We start from the raw sequence: 13,223 nt of genomic DNA on the forward strand, positions 1-13,223 counted from the left end.
ATGCATTTTGTCAACTTTGTTAGTGTGAATATTTTTTGAACCAGAGTCATCAATACAGCGTTAATACTGACTCGCTGCAATTAATCGCTTGGTATAGTCATTTAAAGGTTTATCAAATAAGGCTTGAGTGTCTTGAAACTCGATAACTTTAGCATCTTTTAATACTAAAACTTTCTGACAAAGTGCTTTTACCACCTGCAAATCATGACTAATAAACAAATAACTCATTTGATAATCCTGTTGCAACTGACGCAGTAATTTTACAATCGCACGTTGTGTGGTTCGATCAAGAGCTGAGGTTGGTTCATCGAGAATCAGTAATTTAGGGCGTAATACCACTGCACGTGCTAAAGCCACACGTTGCCGTTGACCGCCAGACAATTCATGCGGATAACGTTGTTTAACTGTTATTGGGAGCTCTACTTTGTCTAAAATTTCATTGATACGAATCAGCATTTCAGCTTCTTTTAGATGTTGTCGTGCCAAACCCTCTCGAATAATCTGGTCGACAGTCATACGTGGATTTAAACTGCTTAACGGATCTTGGAATACAATTTGAAAATTTGATCGAAGTGGACGTAATTTACGCTGACTCAATCTGTTCAAGTCTTGATTGAGTAGGAAAACATTGCCCGAGCACTGTATCAGTCGTGCGATTGCCAACGCCAAAGAGGTTTTACCAGAACCGCTTTCTCCAACAATGCCGATGGACTCAGCGCGATCTAAACGTAAATTGATCGGTTGAACAGCAACAAAATAATCTTTAACTCGATTAAATATGCCCTTTCTTATTGGAAATTTCACCCCAACACGGTGTAGTGATAAAACTAAATTACGTTTATACGGTAAAGCATTGGCTTCACCAAAATCATGATCCAATAAATATTGGGTATAGCTGGCTTTAGGGTTTTGAAAAATATTTCGAACCGTGCCTTTTTCTTCAACCTGCCCATGATTCATCACAATCACTTGATTAGCATATTTACGCACCAAATTCAAGTCATGACTAACCAAAATCATGGCCATTTTATGGTTTAGAATAAGCAGTTGTAATAAGTTTAAAACTTGAGATTGTAATGTGACATCTAAGGCTGTTGTCGGCTCATCCGCGATAATAATTTCAGGCTTTTGTGCCAAAACTGATGCAATCAAAACACGTTGTCGTTGACCACCTGATAACTCATGTGGATAACGATTCAACTTATCCTCAGGTTCGTCCATTCCGACATCACACAATAAGTCATAGACACGTTTTCTGACTTTTTCCTTAGACATTCCATCTAAAAGTAAAGTCTCACCAATAATCCGCTCAACCTTGTGTAACGGGTTGAGTGCAGTCATCGGTTCTTGAAAAATCATGGCAATTTTTTTACCACGGATCGCCAAATGCGCATTTTGATTAAGAGATAATAGGTTTTGCTCATCATATAACGCTTGTCCAGTCACAGTTAAATTTTCAGGAAGTAAGCCAAGTAGTGCCAAACCACTGATTGATTTGCCTGAACCACTCTCCCCGACAATCGCAACAGTTTCCCCGACATGTAGGTCAAAGTTAAGATTATTGACCAGCACCTCTTTACGCTGATTTTCAATATGCAGATGTTGGACAGACAACAACAAAGATGGATCATTTTTGACGTCTTGGATCGAATGCATCGCGTGTCGCCTCCCCAATATAAATCAATAAAGATAGCACCAAGGCCAAAGTAAAAAATCCAGATAAAGCCAGCCACGGCGCATTTAAATTATTTTTACCTTGTAATAACAATTCACCGAGGGAGGCTGCATCTGGTGGTAGCCCATAACCTAAAAAATCCAATGCAGTAAGTGCAGTGATATTTGCAGTCAGCATAAATGGTAGTTGAGATAAACTTGAACTGATCACATTGGGCAAGATATGCCTGAACATAATCACCAAATCACTCCCCCCTAAGGCACGTGCTGCTTGAACATAATCTAAATAACGTGCGCGAAGAAATTCAGCACGGACTATACCGACCAACTCTGTCCAGCCAAAAATCAACATAATCAAAAATAGCCAATAGACACTCGGGGTAAATATACTGACCAAGATGATCACCATAAATAACGTCGGTAAACCACCCCAAACTTCAAGCAGACGTTGCCCAATTAAATCCACCCATCCACCATAATAACCCTGTATCGCCCCAACAATAATTCCAATAAATGCAGCAAATAGTGTCAATGCCAAACCAAACAACAGTGATATGCGTAGACCATAAAGAATACGGGCAAATACATCACGCCCTTGATCATCTGTACCTAACCAGTTTTGTGCGGTGGGTGGTGAAGGAACAGGAACGGCTAAATCTAAATTGGGTGTTTGGTAGGAATAACGAACCAGTGGCCAAATCGACCAACCTTTTTCATCAATCAACTGCTGAACCACAGGATCACGATAATCGGCTTCTGTTTCAAAGACCCCACCAAAATGTGTTTCAGGATAAGCCTTTAAAACTGGCAGGTAATAATGCTGATCGTATTTGACCAATAAGGGCTTATCATTGGCAATAAATTCGGCAGAAATTGAAAGAATAAATAAAACAATAAATACGATGAAACAGACAAAACCCAAGCGATTTTTCTTAAATTTCTGTATTCGTGCTTGCATGATCGGTGACATTATTTTGCACCTCTCGATTCAAAATCAATTCGCGGATCAATCACACGATAAACCACATCACAGATTAAACGTAAAATCAGCCCAAATAAGGTCAGAAAGAACAAAGCACCAAAAATCACCGGATAATCACGTTGTTGCACGGCTTCAAAACCTAGCAAGCCGAGTCCATCCAAATTAAAAATAATTTCAATCAGTAGATTTCCAACAAAGAACACCCCAACCAATACTTCAGGCAAGCCGGCAACAATCACCAACAATGCATTGCGAAATACGTGTTTATATAACACATCATTTTCAGTTAAGCCTTTTGCTCGTGCTGCCAGCACATACTGCTTATTGAGCTCTTCCATAAATGAATATTTTGTCAGATAGGTTAAACTTGCAAATCCGCCCAACACCATGGCGAGCAAAGGTAAAGCCATGTGCCAAAAATAATCTGCTATTTTTTCAAATAGATTGAGACTGTGAAAGTTGTCTGAAACAAAGCCTTGTAATGGAAACCATTGTAAATAAGAACCACCAGCAAAAAATACGATCAACAATATTGCAAATACAAAAGCGGGAACGGCATAGCCCACAGCCAAAAGTAATGAAGTTGATTTATCAAAAAATAAGCCATGCTGCTTGGCTTTTTTAATCCCTAAAGGAATTGAGATTAAATAAATTAAAAAAGTGCTCCACGCACCCAAGGAAATGGTGACTGGCATTTTTTCCCATAACAACTCAGTCACAGGTTTATCTTTAAAAAAACTCGTGCCAAAATCTAAAGCTAAATAATTTTTTAACATCAACCAGAATCGTTCATGTGCAGGTCGATCAAAGCCATACTGCTGTTTGATTTTATCGACCATATCTTCGCTTAAGCCCTGTGCACCACGATACTCATGGTTATTGACCGAAGATGATAGCCCCCCAGCAGTCATATTGACCCCTTGGAAGTTTTCCGCTTGTTGAATGGCTTGTTCAACAGGCCCGCCAGGTGCAATTTGAACCACAACAAAATTGATCAAGAGAACAAAGAACAATGTCGGGATGATCAGTAACAGCCTTTTGAGTATATATGTGCCCATTGAAACGATGTTCCTTATGACCTCATGAGGGTAGATATGTCAATTTAAACATCACTCACGTTGAGCCATTGATGTTTTAACCATGAAGATTTGAAATTATGCTTTTTAAAATGCTCGATTTTTTAAATATTGCTCTACTTTTTTCGCTTGATCTGCATCTGCCCACCAATACTCTAAACCGAGGGATAATTTTGGTTTAACTTTGGGTTGCTGATACATATTCCAATAAGCATACCAGTTTTTATCATTGCCATAAGTCAGAATTTGATAATAGCCTGCACGTAATACCCGATCCAGTGCTCGGGTACGAAGCACCAATTGTTCACGGTTCGGTGCATAAATAATCTGTTGAATCAGCTGATCGACTACTGGGCTTTTAACACCTGCATAATTGTAATTGCCCACTTCGTCGGCAGCCTTACTGCCCCACATCTGTGCCTGTTCAGCGCCCGGTGTTAATGATTGCGGCATATCAATAGCGGTCATCTGAAAATCTAAACGGCGCATACGCTCTGTATATTGCGGTAAATCGACTTGACGAATATTTGCCTGAATCCCAAGTTTTTTTAAGTTACGAATATATGGCAGCAAAGTCCGTAGCACGCCATCTTGATGAATCAGAAATTCAATTTGAATGGGACGACCTTGTCTATCCACCAATTGTCCATTGTGAAAACGATAACCCGCCTTTAATAGCATCGAACGTGCAATCAATAAATTCTGTCGGTTAAAACCACTGGCATCTGAAACTGGGTATTTCCAATCTGCCAATACACCTTGCCGTTGTAATGCGGGCAATTGCTTTAAATAAGGCATTAAAATTGCAAGTTCTTTCGCGCTTGGTTTTCCAGTCGCAGCAAGCTCACTGTTTTGAAAGTGGCTTTGCAAGCGAATATTTTGACCATATAACAATGCTTTATTGATCCATTCAAAATCATAAGCATAGGTTAATGCTTGGCGAAAATTGAGATCATTGAATGGCGCCTTTCGGGTATTAAAAACCAAACTTTGCGTGAGCGCTGGTGTTTCAATCTTAGAAATATACTTTTTCACCAAACCTTGTTTTACCGCAGGAAAATTATATTCAGTGACCCAGTTACGGGCATTTTTTTCTTGATAAAAGCGATATTGTCCAGATTTAAACCCTTCAAAAGCGATTTCGGGACTTCGATAATAAACATATTTCATGCGATCAAAGTTATAACGACCACGATTGATGGCTAAATCCTTTGCCCAATAATTTGGATTGCGCTTATAACTAATACTGCGCCCTGAATCAATACGCTCAATCAGATAAGGCCCCGACCCTAAAATTGGCTGCAAGGTCACTTTGCTATAGTCTTTATTTTTCCAATCTGCTTTTGAATAAATCGCAATTTTTGCCAAAATAAAGGGCATGTCTGCATTGTGGTCTGATTTAAATGTCATTTTCACTTGGTATTTAGACAATACTTCAGTTTTGGCTAAATCAGACAAATACATTTGAAAGCCTAGATTGGCTTTGCTCTGAATGGTATCAAAACTAAATTTAACATCCTCAGCCGTGACGGGTGAACCATCACTAAAACGAGCTTTGGGATTTAAATGGAAAATAACAAATTTGGTTTTAACAGGATCATAAGTGACTTTTTCAGCGAGAAGCGGATATAACACACCCGGTTCATCCAGTGAGCTATCCATTAAGCTATCAAACAGATAATTAATCCCTTCAGTCGAACTGCCTTTGCCATTCATACTGTTGAGATTATCAAAGGTGCCTATACTCGCTGTACTGATATAGCCACCTTTGGGTGCATTGCTATTGGCATAAGGCATCGCCTGAGCTTTGTCATACTGTGGAGAATTATGTACAGCAATATAAGCTGTTGTCTGTAGAGCAGCATCAACATTTAAACTTGCAACACATAACCCCAATGCCAGCCCGATCGGGCTGACATATACAAAACTTAGGCGCATTCCCCTATTTTCCTTTATTCAAAAAAGTTTTTGAAATGTTATGCTTTAAACGTTGCTCCAATAAAATAGCGCTTAAAGATTCGGAACTTTAATAATGCTGCCAATGCGTAATGACGCGTTTGGTTTTATTTCATTCATCTCAGCAAGTGCACTGGTATCAATCCCAAACTTGCTGGCTAAACGAATCAATGAATCACCGCTTTTCACTTTGTATTCAGTCACTGTTTTAGGAATACGAATAGATTGCCCACGTTGTAAACCCGCACGTGGGCTCAGATCATTCAATTCAGCCAGTTCTTGAACTGACATGCCAACACGATTTGCAATCGCATTTAACGACTCACCAGACTTCACCGCATAGCTTTCAGTATTCTTACTCGAAGCTTTAGCTGTTGCTTTCGCAGTCGCCTTTAGGTCTTCTTTTTCTTTAGATAGCGTGGATTTACTGGGTAATTCCCCATCAAGCTTTAAGCGTTGTCCAATATCCAAAGCCTGATTACGCGATAAACCATTTAATTCACTTAAATAAGACAATTGCAGTTTATATTTTTTTGCAACGCTTGCCAGTGTTTCACCTGATTTGACCACATGGATATCTTTACTAGCGCCTTCTGATTTCGACTCATTTCTCGCTTGTGCTTTCTCTTTACTGCTAGTTTCAGGCGTGCCAGTCAACTTCAATTTCTGCCCAACAAACAAACCAGATGTACTTTTTAAACCATTTAAATCGGCAATTTGGTTAACTTGCAAATTATACTTATTTGCCAGCGCAATTAGGCTATCCCCAGATTGCACAGTATAGGTTTCTGGTGTTGTTGTTCCAGCAGGGATCTTAATGATTTGACCCACAAGCAAGTTTTTAGATGTCGAAATTTTGTTTAACTCAGCTAATTCTGCCAAACTTAATTTAGACTGAACCGCAATACTGGATAAACTATCGCCACTTTGAACTTTATAGTTCTCAGTTTTATAGGTTGTTTCAGCTTTTACATTCTTAAACTTACTTTGATCAATCACTTTAGAGTCAAGTTTAGCTTCTGGCTCATTGACTTCACTGAGTGGCACATTGATCTTTTGCCCCACAAATAAGCTACTTGAGGTATCTAGACCTGGAGTCAAATCAGCGAGTTCATGTACAGATAAAGCATAACGATCGGCAATCACTTTAAGATATTCGCCACGTTTAACTGCATAAGCCTTGGTCTTGATTTTTGCAACAGGCTTAGAGGTATCCGCACGAACCACTGCTTTATTGATTTCAGATAATTTATCATCTGAAGCATCTTTAAGCTTTAATTTCTGACCGACAAATAAATTACTGTTGGTATTCAGATTATTATAATTTGCCAATTGTGAAACAGATAAATCAAACTGATTTGCCACACTGGTTAAACTGTCATTTGGTTTAACCACATAATTGGCTGGAGCTGAATCCGTGGTTTTGCGAGAAACCACAGGGGTATCAATTTGTGGTTTGGCATCATATAAATACAAAGTCGCCCCAACAAATAAAGTTCCGTTTGGATCAACTTGGTTCCATTTGGCAATATCGCGCCAATTTACGCCATTCTTTAAAGCAATCGTTGCTAAAGTATCCCCTGCCAAAACGGTATAAGTACTGCGTTTACCTCTTGGTGGTTCAACCACAACTTCAGTTTCGGTTTTCTTAAAGTTCTTATCCTGATTCAGTTTGGCTTCTTCCGAGTTTGCAGGTGTGGTATCTGCTAAACCTTTAGGATATGAGAATCCAACCGTATTTTCTTTACCTTGAACTTCTGCAACAGATTGACTGGTTTGAATTGCAGTCAGCTTAATTTTACCATCATACGGGTCAAGCACTTCTGTCCCTTGTGGTGCAATCGCCTTAATCTCTTTAACCACTTCTTCTTTTTCAGCTTGAGTGGCTTGAGGTTCTAAAACTTGTTTAACCGTTTCCTTTTCGCCTTCAGCTTTTACTGCGGCAAGAATTTGTGCTTTTTCACGTGCAGAAATTGGCGGCTCTGCGGCAACAGGTTTCACATTGGCTGCATTGGTCACAGCAACAGGAATACGTGGCGCACTTGGAATATCAGCATTAGCAGCAAATTGCGCTAATGCATCTGAGCCTTGTGGTGTATTTTTGAGCGTACTCAATGAACCTGTGGTTGTCGTGGTGGTTTTTGCTGTTGTTAAAGCAGGTGGCGTCGCTTTACTTGGAGTAATCGATTGAGTCACTGTCGAGGTGACCGCTGTAGGCGTTAAAGTCCGTGTAGCTGTGGTTGGCGCAGTATTGCTTGCCCATAAACCGCTATCAGAACCCGGTTTTAACGCTCTTAATTTTGCATCGATGGTCGGACTAAGATCCGCAGGAATCAAAATACGTAAAGTACTCGAAGGGTCAACAAATTCACCACGATGACCAGGGTTTAAAGCATATAATTCAGCACGACTTAAATTGGTAATTGAAGCAATTTGATTGAGTTGTACGCCCGGTGGAACTGCAACTTCTCTAAAGTGCGGACGATTGGCAATCGGCGGTAAACTCACCCCATATTTAGATGGGCTTTTAATAATCTGTGCCACGGCTAAAAAGCGTGGTACATAGTTCATGGTTTCTTGCGGTAAACGCAATGACCAATAGTCTGTTGGTAAGCCCGCAGCTTGGTTACGGTTAATTGCTTGCTGAATACGCCCTGGGCCTGCGTTATAGGCAGCCAAAGCCAACTCCCAAGAACCGAATTGATTATATAAACTACCTAAAAACTCATAAGCGGCACGTGTTGATTCAACCACATCACGACGCCCGTCGTATAAACTGGTTTGTCTTAAACCATAAATTTTCCCTGTACTTGGGATAAATTGCCACATCCCAGCTGCGGCGGCACTACTGGTTGCTGCTGGGTCATAAGAACTTTCAATAATCGGCAACAGTGCTAATTCAGTAGGTAAACCACGACGTTCAGCTTCTTTCACGGTATGGTAAAGATAGCGTGATGCACGAGCACTTAGACGGTCAATATAAGGTTGGCGTGAAACAAACCAGCTCCGTTGCGCATCAATACGAGGATCCCAATGGTTTTCATCCATTTTAAAACCGACTGACATCCGCTTCCATACGTCACCATGTTTTAAAATCAATAGGCGATCGCCCTCTACCGCGCGTATATCAGTTGCAGAAAGTAGATCTTCTAGAGAATCCAGACTGCTGGCATCTAACATGCCTGCTGACTTTGATGTTTGAACTTTTGATGTTGTCGACGTCGAAGAACACCCTGCAGTCAACCCTAATGCTGCGAATGCAGATGTTAATAAGGATAATTTAAAGAAAACAGTCGCAGTAGGTTGCCACAGCATTGTGGTAGGTTTAAACATAAGAGTTCCGAACAACATTTAGTAAATTATTTTATCATTGCCATTTTAGTAGAGCTAAACGCGCTTACAAGGCAAATTTTGAATGCGAATTGCATACAAATGTTACAAGAAATTAAAAAAATCTCAGTTCATGCGTAGAAAACGCCGATTTGCGTATACAATAAATTCTTAAACCACGATGTTCAACTCTTAATTCACTTTCATTGGTTATTACTATGTCACAAACAATCACACTTTATGTCGATGGTGCTTGTAAAGGCAACCCAGGTCCTGGTGGCTGGGGCGCTTATATCATCACTGAAACAGAAGAACATAAGTTGTGTGGTGGTGAACTGGATACAACCAATAACCGCATGGAACTTACCGCAGCCATTGAAGGGATCGCATTTTGCCCAACCGAAGCAAAATTAGTGCTTTGGACCGATTCCAACTATGTAAAACGTGGCATTACCGAATGGATTGAAGGGTGGAAAAAGAAAAACTGGAAAGATGTAAAAAACCCAGATCTTTGGAAAAAACTCGATCAAACCTGCCAAGGTCGCGAAATTGAATGGAACTGGATTAAAGGTCATGCTGGACATGCAGGCAATGAAATGGCAGATCAATTGGCGAATTTAGGTACTCAGCAAATACTCGACGCAAAAAAAAACACCACTGCGCCAACCAAATTGACTGAACCCTTGGCAGTGGCTGATGATAAAAAAAAACATGAAAAAGACTGGCTGCTTGACGATCCCTTTGGATTTGACCTGATTGAATCAGATGAAATGATAGAATCAGAAATTAGCCCTCAGCAGGATGTCATGCCAGCTCATGAAATTGAGATGGAAGAACCATCTAACCAAGATATCAATGAAAATGATGAGCCAGCAATGAGCCAACCTGCAATGCGAGATATTCATCCACAAATTGTGATTACACCTGCGACGGTCCAGTTACATGGCCCTAAACAGTTTATTCTGGATACCGAGACCACTGGTTTCTATTATCAGGACAGTGACCGAATTGTTGAAGTTGGCGCAATTGAAATGGTCAATCGTAAACTGACTGGCAGTTCGATTCATATCTATATTAATCCAGAAAAACCAGTTGGCGATTCAGAAGCCATCCATGGTATTACCGATGAGTTTTTAAAAGATAAGCCAAAATATAACGAAATTGCGCAAGTTTTATTTGACTACTTAAAAGGTAGTGAAATTATTGCGCATAATGCAAGCTTCGATATGAACTTCTTAGATATGGAGTTCAAGCGCAGTGGTCTACAGGCACTCTCAGAAGTATGTGAAGTAACTGATACCTTGGCAATGGCGAAAAGCAAACATCCTGGGCAAAAGAACTCTTTGGATGCCTTAGTTCGCCGTTATGAAATTCCGCAACGAGATCGTACTTTCCATGGTGCCTTACTCGATGCTGAAATTTTATCTGACGTTTATCTCGCCATGACAGGCGGTCAAGTATCCTTTGACATGGATGCTCTTTCTGCACATACTGATCAGGCGCAAAGAAATACAACTCGGAAAAAAATTGAAATCAATGCCCCAATCATTTTACCTTCAGATGAAGAATTAGAAGCGCATGAGAACTGGGTCAAACAATTTCAAGAAAAACATGGGGAAGCCTGCATTTTTGCAAAATAAAATTTGAAATTGATGGCTATTTTTTCTGTAAAGATGGTCTTCTTCGGCTATAGTAAAACTTAGAAAATTAGCCTCATTTTGAGGCTATGAAATAAAACATTCAGATACCCAGGATAGGTGCAGATCAATGTCTTACCAAACCTCTATACATTTTGATCCGACAGCATTACTTATTATTAAAAAAGAAGTCGATAATTCAATTTTACAGGTAGAATCTGCTGTCAGTAGTTTAGTTGAAGACCAAACTTTACCCTTCGGTATTGATGATGCTTTGCTTCAATTTGAACAATGTGTAAATGTGCTGATGCTCATCGATATGCCGCATGTTGCTAAAATTGCGCAACTCTCTGCGGCGGTGATGCGTAAAGTGATGCAAAACCCGCGTGAGATCAATACCCAAGAAGTGATCGCTTTGAGTGAAGGCACCACCATGCTCAAACGCTATATTGAGTTTATTTGCCTTCGTGAAGTCAGAGCGCCACAATTCTTACATGACACCTTAAATCGCTTAGAACTTTCTTTAGGTCTAGAGCTGACACCAGAAGGCCAAGCAATTATTCCTCTGCTTGACTGTGTAACACCGAATTTTAACTTGCCACAATCATCTGAGTTAGAGCATTCAGTGTATGTACATAAACTTTATAAATTATGCCTACATAAACTGCTCAAACAGCAAGAAACAGATTTAGATTTACAAGGTATCAAGCTGGTTGGGTCTTATTTGGCAAATGCAGCCAAAGGCCAAGAAAGTGAACAATATTGGGCTTTGGCTGCAGTTGCTTTAAATCACATTGAAAACATCATTCTCAATGACACACGCCTCAGAACGTTAATCAGTATTGAAACCAATATGTCTTTATTCTTTAAAGATCTAAGCGGATTCAAGCCATCTTTATTAGATACTGCCAATATCCTAAGTATTTGTATCAGCCAAGAAGATGAAATATCACAACACATCCGTGAACAGATTAATGTTGGCGAAGATATTCTGACTGACACACAATTACAAATATTCAGCCGCCATTTATATGGCCCTGATTTTGAAACCATTCATAGTGTGAGCCAACTGATTACAGATGAAATGTCGCAAATCCGTAATGATATTGAGTTTAACTACAAAAATATGAGTGATGAAAAAACGCAAGAATTGAAAAGCAAACTGACTGATCTTGCGCATGTATTTAAAGTCTTGAATCTCAATGAAGCCTATAGCGGACTGAAACAACAGGCTGACCTACTGTCTCAAGACAACATGCTCAAAGATGAAAATTATGCGCAACAGTTGATGAACAGTATTTTATCAGCGATGAATTCGATTGGTATCTTAGAGCGTAATTACACATCGAGTCGTTTACAGTTAAAAGTGAATAACTTGCAGATTTCATTAGATCGTCTAGATGAAGCACATGCAGCATTATTGACTGAGACCAAAGCGCTGGTTGATTTAAGCTCACAAACATTGGTGCAATATTTACAAGATCCTCCAAGCACAAGTTTAGACCAACTTCCATCACAATTAAGTGAAATTGGTGGTGCACTGTTGTTCCTTGCGGCAAAAGATGGTCAAAAAGCATTGTTACTCTCTGCGGAGTTTATTCAAACGGGTCTTAACAAAGAGCACGTGTTTAACCTTGCACAAGTCAATAAACTGCTTGATGTTTTAGCCAGTGCAGACATGATGATTGAAAATCTACAAAACAAACAACCTGTTTTACAAGCCATGTTTGATGTAGCATTAACAAGTAGTCAAAATTTAAAATCGGTAGCCTAATGTCAGAATTATCACTTGCATATATCTTTCACCATCAACAACTTTTAGTGGATGAAAATTTACAACTACCTAAAGTTGAAAAGTTAGCAAGTGATATCAGCTTTAACTCGGGTGATCAGATTATTGCCCGAGATCTTTTTATCGAAGATCAAATTCCAGAGGGATATCAACTGATCCCGATTCGTCAATTGATTTCACAATGGACCAAATCTGAGTTTGAACAAGCCAGTCGTGCAGTACAGTTGCTAGAGTGGCGAAGAAACCATAAGTTTTGTAGCCACTGTGGACACGAAACCGAGGTTCACCCAACTGAATATGCCATGGTCTGCCCTAGCTGTCGTTATCATCAATACCCGCGTGTACAACCGTGTATTATCACCGTGATTACTCGTGGCAATAACGAAATTCTATTGGCAAAAAATGCCAAGAATAAAAGCAAGATGTATGGCCTTATTGCGGGTTTTGTTGAAGTCGGTGAAACACTGGAAGAAGCAGTCAAAAGAGAAACGTTGGAAGAAGTTGGCCTACATGTCAAAAATGTCCAATATTTATCCAGCCAACCTTGGCCTTTTCCAAGTAATCTTATGCTGGCCTTTAAGGCAGAATATGAATCTGGTGAAATCGTCTTGCAAGAAGAAGAAATTAGTGAGGCTCAGTTCTTTAAATTTGATCAGTTACCCGAAACGCCTTTTAGTGGCAGTATCGCCCATGCCATGATTGAACATGTAATTCACAATAAACCGATGCATAAAGACTGATTTTGATTGAGACATGTTCAAATCAAAAATGCCTAG

Annotated in this window: 8 protein-coding genes; 3 read left to right on the forward strand and 5 right to left on the reverse strand. The window is 39.8% G+C overall.

The window, feature by feature from the left end; all coding sequences use genetic code 11:
* Positions 1–60 precede the first annotated feature (60 nt).
* From F981_RS12465 to F981_RS12485, 5 genes are all read right to left on the reverse strand, one after another.
* Positions 61–1,656, reverse strand: coding sequence for a dipeptide ABC transporter ATP-binding protein (locus tag F981_RS12465; protein ID WP_004722036.1), 1,596 nt, complete (start codon positions 1,654–1,656; stop codon positions 61–63).
* Entirely contained in the window at positions 1,628–2,644 is a 1,017-nt protein-coding gene (locus tag F981_RS12470; protein ID WP_004722038.1) for an ABC transporter permease, read from the reverse strand. Before F981_RS12470 ends, F981_RS12465 begins: the two co-directional genes overlap by 29 nt.
* Complete coding sequence (locus tag F981_RS12475; RefSeq protein WP_004722041.1) at positions 2,644–3,714, reverse strand: microcin C ABC transporter permease YejB; 1,071 nt, start codon at positions 3,712–3,714, stop codon at positions 2,644–2,646. The genes F981_RS12470 and F981_RS12475 overlap by 1 nt, the downstream gene beginning before the upstream one ends.
* Before the next feature lie 105 nt (positions 3,715–3,819).
* A complete protein-coding gene (locus F981_RS12480) occupies positions 3,820–5,670 on the reverse strand; it encodes an extracellular solute-binding protein (RefSeq protein WP_004722043.1) in 1,851 nt (616 codons plus the stop codon).
* A gap of 72 nt (positions 5,671–5,742) precedes the next feature.
* Positions 5,743–9,021, reverse strand: coding sequence for a LysM peptidoglycan-binding domain-containing protein (locus F981_RS12485; protein WP_004722045.1), 3,279 nt, complete (start codon positions 9,019–9,021; stop codon positions 5,743–5,745).
* 215 nt (positions 9,022–9,236) lie between these two features.
* Between F981_RS12485 and dnaQ the strand changes: the two genes are divergently transcribed.
* From dnaQ to nudC, 3 genes are all read left to right on the forward strand, one after another.
* Positions 9,237–10,658 carry a DNA polymerase III subunit epsilon gene (gene dnaQ / locus F981_RS12490; RefSeq protein ID WP_004722048.1) on the forward strand — a complete coding sequence of 474 codons (1,422 nt, stop codon included), beginning with the start codon at positions 9,237–9,239 and terminating at the stop codon, positions 10,656–10,658.
* 127 nt (positions 10,659–10,785) lie between these two features.
* Entirely contained in the window at positions 10,786–12,429 is a 1,644-nt protein-coding gene (locus F981_RS12495) for a hypothetical protein (RefSeq protein ID WP_004722050.1), read from the forward strand.
* Complete coding sequence (nudC, locus tag F981_RS12500) at positions 12,429–13,187, forward strand: NAD(+) diphosphatase (protein ID WP_004722052.1); 759 nt, start codon at positions 12,429–12,431, stop codon at positions 13,185–13,187. Before F981_RS12495 ends, nudC begins: the two co-directional genes overlap by 1 nt.
* Positions 13,188–13,223 lie beyond the last annotated feature (36 nt).

The organism is Acinetobacter guillouiae CIP 63.46, assembly GCF_000368145.1.
Classification (GTDB): domain Bacteria; phylum Pseudomonadota; class Gammaproteobacteria; order Pseudomonadales; family Moraxellaceae; genus Acinetobacter; species Acinetobacter guillouiae.

What these genes read in the sequence shown, in the direction of transcription:
- F981_RS12465 (WP_004722036.1), bottom strand. Translation starts at nt 1,656, where the DNA reads ATGCATTCGATCCAAGACGTCAAAAATGATCCATCTTTGTTGTTGTCT.
- F981_RS12470 (WP_004722038.1), bottom strand. Translation starts at nt 2,644, where the DNA reads ATGTCACCGATCATGCAAGCACGAATACAGAAATTTAAGAAAAATCGC.
- F981_RS12475 (WP_004722041.1), bottom strand. Translation starts at nt 3,714, where the DNA reads ATGGGCACATATATACTCAAAAGGCTGTTACTGATCATCCCGACATTG.
- F981_RS12480 (WP_004722043.1), bottom strand. Translation starts at nt 5,670, where the DNA reads ATGCGCCTAAGTTTTGTATATGTCAGCCCGATCGGGCTGGCATTGGGG.
- F981_RS12485 (WP_004722045.1), bottom strand. Translation starts at nt 9,021, where the DNA reads ATGTTTAAACCTACCACAATGCTGTGGCAACCTACTGCGACTGTTTTC.
- dnaQ (WP_004722048.1), top strand. Translation starts at nt 9,237, where the DNA reads ATGTCACAAACAATCACACTTTATGTCGATGGTGCTTGTAAAGGCAAC.
- F981_RS12495 (WP_004722050.1), top strand. Translation starts at nt 10,786, where the DNA reads ATGTCTTACCAAACCTCTATACATTTTGATCCGACAGCATTACTTATT.
- nudC (WP_004722052.1), top strand. Translation starts at nt 12,429, where the DNA reads ATGTCAGAATTATCACTTGCATATATCTTTCACCATCAACAACTTTTA.